The organism is Alkalilimnicola ehrlichii MLHE-1, from assembly GCF_000014785.1.
GTDB classification, from domain to species: domain Bacteria; phylum Pseudomonadota; class Gammaproteobacteria; order Nitrococcales; family Halorhodospiraceae; genus Alkalilimnicola; species Alkalilimnicola ehrlichii.
In genome coordinates this window covers 516,552-531,163 of sequence record NC_008340.1, presented here as the reverse complement: position 1 = coordinate 531,163, position 14,612 = coordinate 516,552, and the positions used below count along the sequence as shown (strand labels likewise).

The 14,612-nt window shown below is 64.6% G+C and carries 28 protein-coding genes; all 28 read right to left on the bottom strand.

Translation table 11 applies throughout. The features are described from left to right. Window positions 1–28 precede the first annotated feature (28 nt). The 28 genes from MLG_RS02475 to tuf all read right to left on the bottom strand — a co-directional run bounded on the left by MLG_RS02475 (window position 29) and on the right by tuf (window position 14,549). Window positions 29–1,024: a DNA-directed RNA polymerase subunit alpha gene (locus MLG_RS02475; RefSeq protein ID WP_011628232.1), complete on the bottom strand. Its 996-nt coding sequence runs from the start codon at window positions 1,022–1,024 to the stop codon at window positions 29–31. A gap of 54 nt (window positions 1,025–1,078) precedes the next feature. After that, window positions 1,079–1,699 carry a 30S ribosomal protein S4 gene (gene rpsD, locus MLG_RS02470; RefSeq protein WP_011628231.1) on the bottom strand — a complete coding sequence of 207 codons (621 nt, stop codon included), beginning with the start codon at window positions 1,697–1,699 and terminating at the stop codon, window positions 1,079–1,081. Between the two features lie 15 nt (window positions 1,700–1,714). After that, window positions 1,715–2,107 (bottom strand): 30S ribosomal protein S11, encoded by a 393-nt coding sequence (rpsK, locus tag MLG_RS02465; RefSeq protein WP_011628230.1) that lies wholly within the window; start codon window positions 2,105–2,107, stop codon window positions 1,715–1,717. Window positions 2,108–2,178: 71 nt separating this feature from the next. Continuing rightward, window positions 2,179–2,538 (bottom strand): 30S ribosomal protein S13, encoded by a 360-nt coding sequence (gene rpsM, locus MLG_RS02460; protein ID WP_011628229.1) that lies wholly within the window; start codon window positions 2,536–2,538, stop codon window positions 2,179–2,181. A 79-nt stretch (window positions 2,539–2,617) separates the two neighbouring features. Continuing rightward, window positions 2,618–2,731, bottom strand: coding sequence for a 50S ribosomal protein L36 (gene rpmJ / locus MLG_RS02455; protein WP_011628228.1), 114 nt, complete (start codon window positions 2,729–2,731; stop codon window positions 2,618–2,620). 113 nt (window positions 2,732–2,844) lie between these two features. After that, on the bottom strand, window positions 2,845–4,188 hold the full coding sequence (gene secY / locus MLG_RS02450; protein WP_011628227.1) for a preprotein translocase subunit SecY: 1,344 nt from the start codon (window positions 4,186–4,188) through the stop codon (window positions 2,845–2,847). After that, a complete protein-coding gene (gene rplO / locus MLG_RS02445; RefSeq protein ID WP_011628226.1) occupies window positions 4,189–4,623 on the bottom strand; it encodes a 50S ribosomal protein L15 in 435 nt (144 codons plus the stop codon). Between the two features lies 1 nt (window position 4,624). Further along, window positions 4,625–4,813 carry a 50S ribosomal protein L30 gene (rpmD, locus tag MLG_RS02440; RefSeq protein ID WP_011628225.1) on the bottom strand — a complete coding sequence of 63 codons (189 nt, stop codon included), beginning with the start codon at window positions 4,811–4,813 and terminating at the stop codon, window positions 4,625–4,627. A gap of 2 nt (window positions 4,814–4,815) precedes the next feature. Beyond that, window positions 4,816–5,316, bottom strand: a complete 501-nt coding sequence (gene rpsE / locus MLG_RS02435) for a 30S ribosomal protein S5 (RefSeq protein ID WP_011628224.1) — start codon at window positions 5,314–5,316, stop codon at window positions 4,816–4,818. A gap of 15 nt (window positions 5,317–5,331) precedes the next feature. Then, a complete protein-coding gene (rplR, locus tag MLG_RS02430; protein ID WP_011628223.1) occupies window positions 5,332–5,685 on the bottom strand; it encodes a 50S ribosomal protein L18 in 354 nt (117 codons plus the stop codon). A gap of 14 nt (window positions 5,686–5,699) precedes the next feature. Continuing rightward, the gene (gene rplF, locus MLG_RS02425; protein WP_011628222.1) at window positions 5,700–6,233 is read right to left on the bottom strand and encodes a 50S ribosomal protein L6; all 534 of its coding nucleotides are present in this window, start codon (window positions 6,231–6,233) and stop codon (window positions 5,700–5,702) included. A gap of 13 nt (window positions 6,234–6,246) precedes the next feature. After that, window positions 6,247–6,642 carry a 30S ribosomal protein S8 gene (gene rpsH / locus MLG_RS02420; protein WP_011628221.1) on the bottom strand — a complete coding sequence of 132 codons (396 nt, stop codon included), beginning with the start codon at window positions 6,640–6,642 and terminating at the stop codon, window positions 6,247–6,249. A gap of 35 nt (window positions 6,643–6,677) precedes the next feature. Further along, window positions 6,678–6,983 carry a 30S ribosomal protein S14 gene (rpsN, locus tag MLG_RS02415; RefSeq protein ID WP_011628220.1) on the bottom strand — a complete coding sequence of 102 codons (306 nt, stop codon included), beginning with the start codon at window positions 6,981–6,983 and terminating at the stop codon, window positions 6,678–6,680. 22 nt (window positions 6,984–7,005) lie between these two features. Beyond that, window positions 7,006–7,545: a 50S ribosomal protein L5 gene (gene rplE / locus MLG_RS02410; protein WP_011628219.1), complete on the bottom strand. Its 540-nt coding sequence runs from the start codon at window positions 7,543–7,545 to the stop codon at window positions 7,006–7,008. Window positions 7,546–7,554: 9 nt separating this feature from the next. Continuing rightward, the gene (gene rplX / locus MLG_RS02405; RefSeq protein ID WP_011628218.1) at window positions 7,555–7,875 is read right to left on the bottom strand and encodes a 50S ribosomal protein L24; all 321 of its coding nucleotides are present in this window, start codon (window positions 7,873–7,875) and stop codon (window positions 7,555–7,557) included. Between the two features lie 10 nt (window positions 7,876–7,885). After that, complete coding sequence (gene rplN / locus MLG_RS02400) at window positions 7,886–8,254, bottom strand: 50S ribosomal protein L14 (RefSeq protein WP_011628217.1); 369 nt, start codon at window positions 8,252–8,254, stop codon at window positions 7,886–7,888. Between the two features lie 60 nt (window positions 8,255–8,314). After that, window positions 8,315–8,578, bottom strand: a complete 264-nt coding sequence (gene rpsQ / locus MLG_RS02395; protein WP_011628216.1) for a 30S ribosomal protein S17 — start codon at window positions 8,576–8,578, stop codon at window positions 8,315–8,317. Then, window positions 8,578–8,775, bottom strand: a complete 198-nt coding sequence (gene rpmC / locus MLG_RS02390) for a 50S ribosomal protein L29 (RefSeq protein ID WP_011628215.1) — start codon at window positions 8,773–8,775, stop codon at window positions 8,578–8,580. Before rpmC ends, rpsQ begins: the two co-directional genes overlap by 1 nt. Further along, window positions 8,775–9,188 carry a 50S ribosomal protein L16 gene (rplP, locus tag MLG_RS02385; protein WP_011628214.1) on the bottom strand — a complete coding sequence of 138 codons (414 nt, stop codon included), beginning with the start codon at window positions 9,186–9,188 and terminating at the stop codon, window positions 8,775–8,777. Before rplP ends, rpmC begins: the two co-directional genes overlap by 1 nt. Window positions 9,189–9,192: 4 nt before the next feature. Beyond that, window positions 9,193–9,873 carry a 30S ribosomal protein S3 gene (gene rpsC, locus MLG_RS02380; protein ID WP_011628213.1) on the bottom strand — a complete coding sequence of 227 codons (681 nt, stop codon included), beginning with the start codon at window positions 9,871–9,873 and terminating at the stop codon, window positions 9,193–9,195. A gap of 12 nt (window positions 9,874–9,885) precedes the next feature. Further along, a complete protein-coding gene (gene rplV, locus MLG_RS02375) occupies window positions 9,886–10,221 on the bottom strand; it encodes a 50S ribosomal protein L22 (protein ID WP_011628212.1) in 336 nt (111 codons plus the stop codon). A gap of 9 nt (window positions 10,222–10,230) precedes the next feature. Further along, window positions 10,231–10,503, bottom strand: coding sequence for a 30S ribosomal protein S19 (gene rpsS / locus MLG_RS02370; RefSeq protein WP_011628211.1), 273 nt, complete (start codon window positions 10,501–10,503; stop codon window positions 10,231–10,233). 22 nt (window positions 10,504–10,525) lie between these two features. After that, entirely contained in the window at window positions 10,526–11,350 is an 825-nt protein-coding gene (gene rplB, locus MLG_RS02365) for a 50S ribosomal protein L2 (protein ID WP_011628210.1), read from the bottom strand. 48 nt (window positions 11,351–11,398) lie between these two features. Then, on the bottom strand, window positions 11,399–11,698 hold the full coding sequence (rplW, locus tag MLG_RS02360) for a 50S ribosomal protein L23 (RefSeq protein WP_011628209.1): 300 nt from the start codon (window positions 11,696–11,698) through the stop codon (window positions 11,399–11,401). Then, a complete protein-coding gene (gene rplD, locus MLG_RS02355) occupies window positions 11,695–12,312 on the bottom strand; it encodes a 50S ribosomal protein L4 (protein ID WP_011628208.1) in 618 nt (205 codons plus the stop codon). Before rplD ends, rplW begins: the two co-directional genes overlap by 4 nt. Next, entirely contained in the window at window positions 12,312–12,968 is a 657-nt protein-coding gene (gene rplC / locus MLG_RS02350) for a 50S ribosomal protein L3 (RefSeq protein ID WP_011628207.1), read from the bottom strand. Before rplC ends, rplD begins: the two co-directional genes overlap by 1 nt. A 74-nt stretch (window positions 12,969–13,042) precedes the next feature. Further along, the gene (gene rpsJ / locus MLG_RS02345) at window positions 13,043–13,354 is read right to left on the bottom strand and encodes a 30S ribosomal protein S10 (protein WP_011628206.1); all 312 of its coding nucleotides are present in this window, start codon (window positions 13,352–13,354) and stop codon (window positions 13,043–13,045) included. Window positions 13,355–13,358: 4 nt separating this feature from the next. Next, the gene (gene tuf / locus MLG_RS02340) at window positions 13,359–14,549 is read right to left on the bottom strand and encodes an elongation factor Tu (protein WP_011628194.1); all 1,191 of its coding nucleotides are present in this window, start codon (window positions 14,547–14,549) and stop codon (window positions 13,359–13,361) included. Between the last annotated feature and the right edge of the window lie 63 nt (window positions 14,550–14,612).

The window sequence follows — 14,612 nt, the reverse complement described above, 5'->3', positions numbered from 1 at the left end:
CCCTTCCTGTTCGGTTTCCGACCGGGCCTCAGCCCACGACGCGATCTTCGCCCAGACCGGCCGGCGGCCAGTTTTCCAGCCTCATACCAAGGGACAGGCCGTGGGAGGCCAGTGTCTCCTTGATTTCGGTCAGGGACTTCTTGCCCAGATTCGGCGTCTTCAACAGCTCGACCTCAGTGCGCTGCACCAGGTCACCCACGTAGTGGATGCTCTCGGCCTTGAGGCAGTTGGCGGACCGGACGGTCAGCTCCAGCTCATCGATCGGACGCAGCAGGATCGGATCCACGTCGGGCTCCTGCTCCTCCTGCTCGGCCTCGAACTCGCCGCCTTCCAGGTCCACGAACACCGAGAGCTGATCGCGCAGCAGGCCGGCGGCGAAACGCACCGCCTCCTCCGGCTCCAGCACACCGTTGGTCTCCACATCGAGGACCAGCTTGTCCAGGTTGGTCCGCTGCTCAACGCGGGCGCTCTCCACCGTGTAGGCCACCCGCTTCACCGGGCTGTAGCTGGCGTCGAGCTGCAGGCGCCCGATGACCCGGTCCTCGTCCCCATCACGCTGGGTCGCGGCCTCGTAGCCCCGCCCGCGGGCGACCATCAGCTTGGCGTTGAAGGCCACCGCCTTGGTGAGCGTGCAAATGAGGAGCTCCGGGTTCTTGACCTCGACATCGTGGGCGGTCTGGATATCGCCCGCGGTGACCGGCCCAGGCCCCTGCACCGACACCGTGAGCTCGGCCTCGTCCCGATCGTGCATCCGCACGGCCAGGCTCTTGAGGTTCAGCAGGATGTCGACAACATCTTCCTGAACCCCCTCCATGCTGCTGTACTCGTGCTCGACACCCTCGATCTCTGCCTGGACAACGGCGCTGCCCGGCATGGAGGACAGCAACACGCGGCGCAGGGCGTTGCCCAGCGTGTGGCCGAAGCCCCGCTCGAGGGGCTCCAGCACAATCTTCGCGCGTCGCTCACCCTGTTCCTGGATGTCGACGGTGCGCGGCTTGAGGAAATCCCTGAAGGTCCCCTGCATCGGTGAAACCTCTCTACGACTGGACGCGCGGGCGACCACTCGCCCGCGACGGCATTACTTGGAGTACAGCTCGACGATGAGCGACTCGTTGATCTCGGCGCTAAGGTCCGCACGGTCCGGACGGGCCTTGTAGGTGCCCTCAAACTTCTTGGGGTCCACCTCGACCCAGGCGGGCCAGCCGTTCTGCTGCGCCATCTCCAGCGCGGCCTGCACGCGAAGCTGCTTCTGGGCCTTCTCTTTCAAGCCCACCAGATCGCCCGGGCTGACCTGCATGGACGGCACGTTGACCACTCGGCCGTTGACCTGCACGCCGCGATGGCTCACCAGCTGGCGCGCCTCAGCACGGGTGGTGGCAAACCCCATGCGGTACACCACGTTGTCCAGCCGGCTCTCCAGCAGTTGCAGCAGCACCGTGCCGGTGGCCCCCTTCTGCCGGGCCGCTTCCTTGTAGTAGTTGCGGAACTGCCGCTCAAGCACGCCGTACATCCGGCGCACCTTCTGCTTCTCGCGAAGCTGCAGCCCGTAGTCGGACATCCGGGTGCGCCGCTGGAGCTTGGGCCCCGGGGGCTGATCGAGCTTGCACTTGCTGTCCAGCGGCCGGACGCCGCTCTTCAGGAAGAGGTCAGTGCCCTCCCGGCGGGCCAGCTTACACGTGGGACCGATGTACCTTGCCATGACTTAACTCCTGGATCAGACGCGGCGCTTCTTGGGCGGCCGGCAGCCGTTGTGCGGAATGGGGCTGACGTCGGAAATATTGGTGATCCGGTAGCCCACGGCGTTCAATGCGCGCACCGCCGACTCACGACCCGGCCCCGGGCCCTTGACGCGAACCTCCAGGTTTTTCAGGCCGTAATCCAGGGCAGCCCGGCCGGCACGCTCGGAAGCCACCTGGGCCGCAAAGGGCGTGCTCTTACGGGAGCCACGAAAGCCACTGCCGCCGGCGCTGGCCCAGGCCAGGCCATTGCCCTGGCGGTCCGTGATGGTGATAATCGTGTTGTTGAAGGTCGCGTTGATGTGCGCGATGCCGTCAACCACCGTACGCTTGGCACGCTTAGTGCGTGACCGGGTCGCTGCTTTCGCCATTTGCTAAATCCTGATCTTGAAGATTCACTCGAACCCTTATTCGGCCCTGCCCCGCCGGGCGGGCAGGCGGGTTACTTGCCTGCCGGACCGCGACGCGGGCCCTTACGGGTACGGGCATTGGTCTGCGTGCGCTGACCGCGTACCGGCAGACCGCGACGGTGACGGATGCCGCGGTAGCAGCCCAGATCCATCAGCCGTTTGATGTCCATGGCCACGGCACGACGCAGGTCACCCTCGACCTCGTACTTGCCCAGCGCGGTACGGATCGCCTCGAGCTCCTGCTCGGTGAGTTCCTTGACCTTGCGGTCCCGCGGCACGCCTGCCTCATCGCAGATGGCCTTGGCCCGGGTACGGCCGACGCCGTAAATAGAGGTCAGCGCCACCCAGGCGTGCTTGTGGACGGGAATGTTGACACCTGCAATACGGGCCATGAAGCCTCTCTCCCAGTCTCAGTGCGCGGAAAACCCGCGATTGTATCCAAACCTAGTGCCCTGCTGCAACTCCGGCCGCTCAGCCCTGACGCTGCTTATGCCGGCCGTCGGAGCAGATCACCCGCACCACACCGTTGCGGCGAACGATCTTGCAGTTACGGCAGATCTTTTTGACCGACGCACGTACTTTCATGATTCGTCTCCAAAACCAAAGCCTGTCACCCGCCTGCCCGAACCCGGGTGGGCGCGAAGGATATCAGAAAATCCCGCTGAGCGCGCCCCCGCGAGCGCGGGGGCCGCCAGGTCTCACCGCAGGAGACCCCCGCCGGCCGGACCCTGTCCCTTGAGGTTCGCCTTCTTCATCAACGGCTCGTACTGGTGCGACACCAGGTGGGCCTGCAATTGCGCCATGAAGTCCATGATGACGATGACGATAATCAGCAGGGACGTCCCGCCGAAGTAGAAAGGCACGTTCCAGTACAGGATCAGGAACTCCGGCAGCAGACAGACGGCGGTGATGTAGATGGCCCCCCAAAAGGTGAGCCTGCTCATCACACTGTCGATGTACTTTGCGGTCTGCTCGCCCGGCCGAATCCCCGGGATAAACGCACCGGAGCGCTTCAGGTTGTCCGCCGTATCGCGGGCGTTGAACACCAGCGCCGTATAGAAGAAGCAGAAGAAGATGATGGCGACCGCGTAGAACGCCACATACAACGGCTGCCCCGGGCTCAGCGTGGCCGCCAGCGGCCCCAGCCATTCGATCCCGGTGCCCTCGCCGAACCACTGCCCCAGCGTCGACGGGAACAGGATAATGCTGGAGGCGAAGATCGGCGGAATCACCCCGGCCATGTTCAGCTTCAGCGGGAGGTGGCTGCTCTGGGCCTGGTACATCTTCCGGCCCTGCTGCCGCCGCGCGTAGTTCACCGTGATCCGGCGCTGACCCCGCTCCACGAACACCACGAAGCTGACCACCGCGACACCCAGCACCGCCAGCGCCAAGATGACCCCGGCGCCGATCTCACCGGTGCGGTTGAGCTCCAGCGTGCCGCCGATCGCGCTCGGCAGCCCGGCGACGATGCCGGCGAAGATGATGATTGAGATACCGTTGCCGATACCCCGCTCGGTCACCTGTTCACCGAGCCACATCAGGAACATGGTCCCGGTGGCCAACGTCACCGTGCTGATGAACACAAAGGCCGGCCCGGGCGTTGCCGCCACACCCTGGCTCTGCAACGCGACACTGATACCGATCCCCTGGAAGATCGCCAACCCGAGCGCCCCGTAACGGGTGTACTGGGTGATCTTCCGGCGGCCCGCCTCACCTTCCTTCTTGAGCCGCTCCAGGGTGGGAATCACCGCCGTGAGCAGCTGCATGATGATGGCGGAGGAGATGTACGGCATGATGCCCAGGGCGAAGATGGAGAGTCGCTCCAACGCGCCACCGGCGAACATGTTGAACATCTCCAGGATCGTGCCCCGCTGCTGCTCCACCATGACGGCGAGCGCTTCGGGGTCGATCCCGGGGATCGTGATGTGGGTGCCGATGCGGTAGACAATCAGCGCCATCAGCACGAAGACCAGACGCTGGCGCACCTCGGTCAGCTTGCCGAGTCCGCCCAGCCCTGCCGCATTGCTCCCGCCGGTGGCCACTTACGCCTCTACCTTTCCGCCAGCCGCCTCGATGGCCTCGCGGGCACCCTTGGTGACCGCCAGCCCCTGCACCGTCACCGCGCGCTCCACTTTGCCCGAGGCAATCACCTTGGCCGTGCGCACGCCGCGATTGATGATGCCGGCCTGCTTCAGCGTCAGCAGGTCCACGGTATCACCCTCGACCTTGTTCAGCTCGGACAAGCGCACCTCGGCCCGGGTCAACGCCTTGCGGGAGCGGAAGCCCACTTTCGGCACCCGGCGCTGCAAGGGCATTTGACCGCCCTCGAAGCCGACCTTGGTGAAGCCCCCGGAGCGGCTGTGCTGGCCCTTGTGGCCACGGCCGGCGGTCTTGCCATTGCCGGTACCCGCACCGCGGCCGACGCGGTTCGCGTCGGGACGGCTGCCGGCGGCCGGACGGAGGGAATTCAAACGCATGTCAGCACTCCTCGACTTCCAGGAGGTAGGCCACCTTGTTGATCATGCCCCGGTTCTCCGGGGTATCGGCCACCACCACGCTGTGATTGATGCGGCGCAGACCCAGACCGGCCACACAGGCCTTGTGGCTGGCAATCCGGCCGACGGTGCTGCGCTTCTGGGTCACCTTGAGCTGCTTTTGAGTCGTCATGGCTAGCCTACGATGTCCTCAACCTTCTTGCCCCGGCGGGCCGCAACGGCATCCGGGGAGTCCACGTCCGTCAGCCCCTTGATGGTGGCGCGCACCACGTTGATGGGGTTGCGGGAACCGATCGCCTTGGCCAGCACGTCCTGGACACCCACCACCTCAAAAACCGCGCGCATAGCCCCGCCGGCGATGATGCCGGTACCGGCCGACGCTGGCTGCATGTAGACCTTGGACGAGCCGTGGTTGGCCGTGACCGCGTACTGCAGCGTGCCCCCATCGAGGTGAACCCGCTTCATGTTGGCCCGCGCCTTTTCCATCGCCTTCTGGATGGCGGCCGGCACCTCACGCGCCTTGCCGTAGCCGAAGCCCACCTGGCCGTCACCATCACCTACCACGGCCAGCGCGGTGAAACCGAACTGCCGGCCGCCCTTGACGACTTTGGCGACCCGGTTGATCGCGACCAGCTTCTCGCGAAGGCCGTCATTCTGTGCGTCAGTATTCGCCATGAATCCTGCCCCTGATTAGAATTGCAGGCCGGCCTCGCGGGCGGCATCTGCCAGCGTCTTCACCCGGCCATGATACTTGAAGCCGGAGCGATCGAAGGCCACGCGCTCAACACCTGCGGCCTTGGCACGCTCGGCGATGAGCCGGCCCACCTCGGCAGCGGCCGAGCAGTTGCCGGTGCCCTCGGCCCGGCTGCGCAGATCCTTCTCCACCGTCGAAGCGGCGACCAGGGTGCGGCCGCCGTCCGGGGCGATGATCTGCGCATACATGTGCCGCGGCGTGCGGTGCACGCTCAACCGATGCACCTTGAGCTCGGCGATCTTGGCGCGGGCCCGGCGCGCACGCCGCAAACGGGTTGCTTTCTTATCCATACGCCTGAACCTGCCTACTTCTTCTTGGCTTCCTTGAGGACCACGCGCTCATCCGCGTACCGCACGCCTTTGCCCTTGTAGGGCTCCGGCGGCCGGAACGCCCGGATCTGCGCGGCGACCTCGCCCACCTGTTGCTTGTCAGCGCCCTTGACGACGATTTCCGTCTGGCTGGGCGCCTCGATGGTGATCCCCTCGGGAACCGGGTAATCCACCGGATGGCTGAAGCCCAGGGTCAGGTTCAGGTTCTTGCCCTGGACCTGCGCCCGGTAGCCAACGCCACGCAGCTCGAGCTTGCGCTCGAAGCCCTGGCTCACCCCGGTGACCATGTTGTTCAGAAGGGCCCGGGTGGTCCCAGCCAGGGCAACCGCGCGCCGGTCATCCAGTTGCGCCTGAACCCGCAGCTCGCCGTCTGCCTGCTCAACGGCCACCCAATCGTGAACCGTCCAGGCCAGCTCGCCCTTCGGGCCCTTTACCTTGACGTCCTGCCCATCAAGCTTGACCTCCACTCCGGACGGCACCTTGACGGGTCGTTTCGCTACTCTCGACATTGTTCAACCTGCCTTAGAAGACGTAGCAGAGCACCTCACCACCGTGACCCGCCTCCCTGGCGGCACGGTCGGTCATCACGCCCTTGGAAGTGGAGACAATGGCCACGCCCAGCCCGTTACGCACGCGGGGCAGAGAACCCTTGTCCTTGAACAGCCGCAGCCCCGGGCTGGAGGCCCGCTCCAGCTCGCGGATCACCGGCTCGCCCTGGTAGTAGCGCAAGCTGATCTTCAGCTCCGGCTTCTTCTCATCGCCGCCGACCTCAAAGGACTCGATGTAGCCCTCTTCCTTCAGCACGTTGGCGATGGCCTGCTTGATCTTCGACGACGGCATGCTGACTTCGGCCTTCTCCGCCCGTTGGGCGTTGCGAACGCGGGTCAGCATGTCAGCAATGGGATCGGTCATGCTCATGGTTATACCTGCCTGTATGGGTAGCGCGAGCGGGCTTACCAGCTGGACTTGACCAGACCGGGAATCTCGCCGTTCATGGCCGCCTCGCGGAGCTTGTTCCGCCCCAGCCCGAACTTGCGGTAATAGCCCCTCGGCCGACCGGTCACACGGCAGCGGTTCCTGCCCCGGACAGGGCTCGAGTCCCGCGGCAGCTTCTGCAACTTCAGCTGCGCCTCGAACCGCTCCTGCTGGGTGGCGTCAACGCTGTTGATAATCGCCTTCAGCGCCTCGCGCTTCGCGGCAAAGCGGCGGACCGTCTTCTGCCGCTTGCGCTCGCGCTCAACCATTGAAACCTTTGCCATCGCCGGAACCTATCTCGTCTGTTTACTTGCGGAACGGGAAGTTGAAGCCTTCGAGCAGGGCCTGGCCCTCCTCGTCGGTCTTCGCCGTCGTGGTGATGGTGATATCCATCCCGCGCACGGCGTCCACTTTTTCGTAGTCGATCTCCGGGAAGATCAGCTGTTCCCGGACACCGAGGTTGTAGTTGCCCCGGCCGTCAAACGACCGCGGATTGAAGCCGCGGAAGTCGCGGATGCGCGGCGCGGCCACGTTGATGAACCGGTCCAGGAACTCATACATCCGCTCCCGGCGCAGCGTCACCTTGCAGCCGATGGGCCAGCCGTCGCGGATCTTGAACCCGGCCACCGACTTGCGGGCGTAAGTCAGAATCGGCTTCTGACCGGCGATCTCCGCCATCTCCGCCTGCGCGCTCTCCAGGACCTTCTTGTCCCGTACCGCCTCGCCCAGGCCCATGTTCAGGGTGACCTTGCTGAGCCGCGGAATCTCCATCACGTTGTCATAGCCGAACCGGTCCCGCAGGGCCTGCTTGACCTCGGCTTGATACTGTTCTTGCAGCCTGACCATCACCGCACCTTAACCGTCGACCAGTTCGTTGTTGGACTTGAAGTAACGGGCCTTGCTCCCGTCCTCCAGCACCCGGATGCCTACACGATCACCCTTCTCCGTGGCTGGGTTGTAGAGCGCCACGTTGGACTGATGGATCGGCTTTTCCTGCTCGATGATGCCGCCGGCCTCGCCCTGCTGCGGGTTACCCTTTCGGTGGCGCTTCACCACGTTGACGTTCTCGACCAGGAGCTTCTCCTGGTCGGGATACACCCGAATGACACGCCCGCGACGGCCTTTGTCCTTGCCGGCGATGATGACGACGTCGTCGCCTTGCCTGATCTTGCGCATGACTACCTCTTCAAAGCACCTCGGGCGCCAGGGAGATGATGCGCATGAACTTCTCGCTGCGCAGCTCCCGGGTCACGGGCCCGAATACGCGGGTTCCAATGGGCTGAAGCTGGTTATTCAGCAGCACGGCGGCATTGCCGTCGAATCGGATGACGGAGCCGTCCGGACGGCGTACACCGCGGCGGGTCCGAACGACGACGGCGTTGTACACCTCGCCCTTCTTGACCCGCCCACGCGGGATCGCATCCTTGACGCTCACCTTGATAATGTCGCCGATGCCGGCATAACGGCGCCGGGAGCCCCCGAGCACCTTAATACACTGGACCTGGCGCGCGCCGGAATTGTCGGCTACACCCAGGGTGGTCTGCATCTGAATCATGGCGATATCCCGCTGTCTGTGTCCGCACTGCGACCGCTTGGGGTCGAGCCTTGCGCGCGCTTACTGAGCGGCGCGCTCGAGTACCTTGACCAACCGCCAGGCCTTGCTCTTGGAGATCGGCCGGCACTGCTCGATGGTGACCACATCCCCGACCTGGCACTCATTGCCTTCGTCGTGGGCTTGCATCTTGGAAGAGCGCCGGATGTACTTCCCATAAAGCGGATGACGAACCCGCCGCTCCACCAGCACCGTGATGGTCTTGTCGGCCTTGTTGCTGACTACCCGGCCCTGGACGTTCCGGGTCACCTTCTCATTCTCAGTCATCACGCCTTACCTGCCGTCTTCTCGTTGAGCACCGTCTTGACCCGGGCGATGTCGCGACGAACCTTCCGGAGTTGATCCGGCCGCGCCAGTTGCCCGGTCGCCTGTTGGATGCGCAGGTTAAAACGCTCCTTGAGGCGCTCACCGAGCTCGGCCTGCAGAGCGGTTACGTCTTTCTCTCTGAGTTCGCTCGCTTTCATCACAGCACCGTCCGCTGCACAAAGGTGGTCCTGACCGGCAGCTTGGCCGCCGCGCGGCGGAACGCCTCGCGCGCCAGCTCCTCGGAAACGCCCTCGATCTCATAGAGCACGCGGCCCGGCTGCACCGGAAAGGCCCAGTGGTCCACGTTGCCCTTACCCTTACCCTGCCGCACTTCCAGCGGCTTGGCGGTGATCGGCTTGTCCGGGAAGACCCGGATCCAGACCTTGCCACCACGCTTGACGTGGCGGTTGATGGCCCGCCGGCCGGCCTCGATCTGGCGCGCGGTAATCGGACCGCGCGTCACGGCCTTGAGCCCGTACTCACCGAAGGAGACGGCGTTGCCGCGCGAGGCCAGGCCGTAGTTGCGGCCCTTCTGCTGTTTCCGAAACTTCGTTCTCTTCGGCTGTAGCATGACTTCAACCCTTGCCCTGACGGGCGCCTTCGCCACCAGCCGCCGGCTGGGCGTCGCTGTCGATGATCTCGCCCTTGAAGACCCAGACCTTGACGCCGATCACGCCATAGGTGGTGTGGGCCTCGGCGACCCCGTAGTCGATGTTGGCGCGCAGGGTATGCAGCGGCACGCGCCCCTCGCGGTACCACTCGCTGCGCGCGATCTCGGCGCCGTTGAGACGACCGGAGACGTGCACCTTGATGCCCTGGGCGCCGAGCCGCATGGCGTTGCCCACGGCCCGCTTCATGGCGCGGCGGAACATGATGCGCCGCTCCAGCTGCTGGGCCACACTCTCGGCGACCAGCTTGGCGTCGAGCTCCGGCTTGCGGATCTCTTCAATGTTGATGTGCACCGGTACACCCATCAGCCGGGCCACTTCGCCCCGCAGCCGATCGATATCCTCGCCCTTTTTCCCAATGACAATGCCGGGACGGGCGGTGTGGATGGTCACCAGCGCGTTCTTTGCGGGCCGCTCGATGCGGATCCGGCTCACCGATGCGTGCGCGAGCTTCTTACGAATGAAGTTGCGCACCTGCAGATCGGTGTTGAGGTACTCACCGAAGTTACTGCTGCCGGCGTACCACATGGACCGCCAGTCTTCGGTGACACCGAGACGAAAACCCGTAGGATGTACTTTGTGCCCCATTACGGCCCCTCTTTACTGCTGCTCTGCCACCGTGACGGTGATGTGGCTGGTCCGCTTCAGGATGCGGTTGGCCCGCCCCTTGGCTCGCGGGCGAATCCGCTTGAGCATCGGCCCCTCATCGACGAAGATGCGCGCGACGCGCAGGGCGTCGATGTCGGCCCCATCGTTGTGCTCAGCGTTGGCAACCGCCGAATCGAGCACCTTGCGCACGATCGCAGCAGCCTTTTTCGGGCTGAATTCGAGAATCTCGAGCGCCTTCTCGACCGGCAGCCCGCGCACCTGGTCTGCGACCAACCGCGCCTTCTGCGGCGACAGGCGCGAGAACTTGAGTTTGGCGGAAGTTTCCATGCCTTACCCCTACTTGGTTTTCTTGCCCGCCGCGTGACCGCGGTAGGTGCGGGTCGCAGCGAACTCACCGAGCTTGTGGCCGACCATGTTCTCATTGATCAGGACCGGCACATGCTGACGACCGTTGTGGATGGCGATAGTCAGGCCCACCATCTGCGGCAGGACCATGGACCGCCGCGACCAGGTCTTGATCGGCCGCTTGCTGTTGCTCTCGCGCGCCTTCTCCACCTTGCTGAGCAGGTGGCCATCAACGAACGGACCCTTTTTGACTGAACGTGGCACGGTAGACGACCCTCGTTAATCCTTAGCGTTTCCGACGGCGCACAATGAACTTGTCGGTGCGCTTGTTGCTGCGGGTCTTGTGACCCTTAGTGGGCACACCCCACGGCGAAACCGGGTGGCGGCCGCCGGAGGTCCGGCCCTCACCGCCACCATGGGGGTGGTCGACCGGGTTCATGGCAACACCACGAACGGTGGGACGAATACCCTTGTGCCGCTTGGCGCCGGCCTTGCCGAGCGAGCGCAGCGCGTGCTCGGAGTTGCCGACCTCGCCGACGGTGGCCTTGCACTCGGCCAGCACCTGGCGCATCTCACCCGAACGCAGCCGCACGGTGGCGTAGCGCCCTTCCCGCGCAACCAACTGGGCGTTGGCACCGGCGGAGCGCGCCAACTGGGCACCCTTGCCCGGGCGCAGCTCCACGCAGTGCACCTGCGTGCCCACCGGGATATTGCGCAGCGGCAGCGCATTGCCCGGTTTGATTGGCGCATCGACCCCGGAAACGATCTCCGTACCGGCCGAGACGCCACGGGGCGCGATAATATACCTTCTCTCGCCGTCCCGATAAAGTACCAATGCAATATTGGCGCTGCGGTTGGGATCGTACTCCAGCCGCTCCACCTGCCCGGGGACCCCGTCCTTGTCGCGACGGAAGTCGATCACCCGGTAGCGCTGCTTGTGACCGCCGCCGCGGTGCCGCGTGGTGATCCGCCCGGTGTTGTTGCGACCGCCCTTGCGAGTCTTCTTCTCGACCAGCGGCTCATAAGGCGCCCCGGCGTGGAGCTCCTTATTGCGCACCGTCACGACGAAGCGGCGCCCCGGAGAAGTCGGTTTTGCCTTAACCAGTGCCATTGTTCTGCCCGTTCCAGTCTGGGGCAGCCTTGCCGCTGCCCGTGAACGTTACTCGGCGCCGCCGAGGAAATCGATCTCGTTACCCTCTTCCAGGGTGACGTAGGCCTTCTTCCAGTCGGGCCGCTTGCCCTCCAGCCGGCCGAAACGCTTGCGCTTACCCTTCATCTTGACGGTGCGCACGTCCCGGACCTTGACGTCGAACAGCTGCTCGACGGCCTGGCGGATCTCCGCCTTGCGGGCATCCACGGCGACCTTGAAGACCACCTCGTTGCGCTCCTCGGCTGCCAGGGTGCTCTTTTCAGAGATGTGCGGCGCGCGCACGACCTCGTACAAACGCTCGATTCTCATGACAGCCACTCCTCGACCTGACGCAGGGCCTGCACGGTAATGACCACCTGCTCGGCACCCACCAGGGCCACCGGGTCGAGCCCGGGGACGTCGCGGACATCCACGCCCGGCAGGTTACGGGCCGCCAGGTACAGGTTCTGATCCACCTCGTCGGCGACGATCAGCGGCCGCTCAACGCCCAACTGCTCCAGTTGGGCAGCGAGCTTGGCGGTCTTGGGCTCATCGACGCCGATGCTCTCGACCACCACCAGGCGCTCCTGACGGGCCAACTCGGAGAAGATGGAGCGGAGGGCACCGCGGTACATCTTCTTGTTGACCTTTTGGCCGTGGTCCTGCGGCCGGGCCGCGAAAGCGCGGCCACCGCCGACCCAGATCGGGCTGCGGATAGTGCCGGCGCGGGCCCGGCCAGTGCCTTTCTGCCGCCAGGGCTTGGCGCCGCCACCGCGCACTTCGGCGCGGGTCTTCTGGGCGCGGGTCCCGGCGCGGGCGCCGGCGAGATAGGCCACGACCACCTGATGGATCAGCGCCTCGCGGAACCGGTCGCCGAAGGCGGCGTCCGCCACCTGCACCGAGCCGTCGGTCTGACCCTGCGCGTTCCTGAGCTGAAGTTCCATCAGCTATCCCCCTTCTTTCGCTGGTTGCGCGCGGGGCGCACGATGACATCACTGCCCACCGCGCCGGGCACCGAGCCGCGCACCAGGAGGAGATGGCGCTCGGCATCCACGCGCACCACCTCGAGATTCTTGACGGTGCTGCGCTTGTTACCCATCTGGCCGGCCATCTTCTTGCCCTTGAACACCCGGCCGGGGGTCTGGTTCTGACCGATGGAGCCCGGGGCCCGGTGCGCCAGGGAGTTGCCGTGGGTCGCGTCCTGGGTGCGGAAGTTGTGCCGCTTGACGGTGCCGGCGAAGCCCTTGCCCTTGCTGGTGCCGGTGATGTCCACCACCTGACCGGCCTCGAAGGTCTCCACGGTCAGCTCTTTGCCGGCCTCAAGCTCAATGGCCTGACCGTCGCTGACGCGGAACTCCCAGACACCGCGACCGGCATCGACGCCGGCGGCGGCGAAATGCCCTGCCATGGGCTTGCTGACCCGGTTGGGACGGCGGCTGCCGGCGGTCACCTGCACGCCGCTGTAGCCATCGCGCTCCGGGGTGCGCACCTGCGTGACCCGGTTGGGCGAGGCCTCAATAACCGTAACCGGCACCGACGCCCCGTCCTCAGTGAAGACGCGCGTCATGCCGGCTTTGCGGCCGACTATTCCGATAGACATGGTTGACTCCTATCAACAAAGCGTACCCCCCGCCGGCGGGTGCGGCGGGGCGGCATAGGCTTTGACGGACGGGTTCAGTACAGCTTGATCTGAACGTCTACGCCAGCGGCGAGATCCAGCTTCATAAGGGCATCGACCGTCTTATCAGTGGGGTCGATGATATCCATGAGGCGCTTGTGGGTACGGATCTCATACTGGTCCCGCGCGTCCTTGTTGACGTGCGGCGAGATGAGGATCGTAAACTTTTCCTTCTTCACTGGCAATGGGATCGGGCCCTTGACATGCGCCCCGGTCCGCTTCGCCGTCTCTACGATCTCCCGCGCAGACTGATCGATCAAACGGTGATCGAACGCCTTCAGTCGAATTCGGATTCTCTGATTCGCCATGATGTTACTCGATGATCTTGGAGACGACGCCGGCACCCACGGTGCGGCCGCCCTCGCGGACCGCGAAACGCAGCCCATCTTCCATGGCGATGGGCGCAATCAGCGACACCGTCATCTTGACGTTGTCACCCGGCATCACCATCTCCACACCCTCGGGCAGCTCGCAGGAACCGGTCACGTCCGTGGTACGGAAGTAAAACTGCGGACGGTAACCGTTAAAGAACGGGGTGTGTCGACCCCCCTCGTCCTTGCTCAGCACGTACACCTCACACTCAAACTTCGTGTGCGGCGTGATGCTGCCCGGCTTGCACAGCACCTGACCACGCTCCACCTCATCTCGCTTGGTGCCACGCAGCAGCGCACCGATGTTATCACCGGCCTCACCCTGGTCCAGCATCTTGCGGAACATCTCAACACCCGTGCAGGTCGTCTTCTGGGTCTCCTTCAGACCCACAATCTCAACCTCCTCACCGGTCTTGATCACACCACGCTCCACACGACCCGTCACCACCGTGCCCCGACCCGAAATCGAGAACACGTCCTCAATCGGCATCAGGAACGGCTGATCCACCGGACGCTCCGGCGTCGGAATGTACTCATCCATCGCCTCCGCCAGCTTGATGATCGACGGCTTGCCAATCTCCGAGTCATCACCCTCCAGCGCCTTCAGCGCCGAACCCGTGATCACCGGCGTGTCATCACCCGGGAAATCGTAATCACTCAGAAGCTCCCGGACCTCCATCTCCACCAGCTCCAGAAGCTCCTCGTCGTCCACCATGTCCGCCTTGTTCAGGTAAACCACGATGTACGGCACACCCACCTGACGCGCCAGCAAAATGTGCTCCCGCGTCTGCGGCATCGGACCGTCCGCAGCAGACACCACCAAAATGGCACCGTCCATCTGCGCCGCACCCGTGATCATGTTCTTCACATAATCCGCGTGACCCGGGCAGTCCACGTGCGCATAGTGACGCTCACTCGTCTCATACTCCACGTGCGCCGTCGCAATCGTGATACCACGCGCCTTCTCCTCCGGCGCGTTGTCAATCTGATCAAAGGCCCGGGCGTCACCCCCAAACGCTTCCGCCAGCACCACCGTCATCGCCGCCGTCAGCGTCGTCTTACCATGGTCAACGTGACCAATGGTCCCTACGTTTACGTGTGGCTTCTTACGCTCAAACTTGCTCTTGGACACGACACACCTCGTTGCTTTTTCTGCCCGGGCGACCTGTGCGCCCGCCCGCTATCTCAGTCCGAT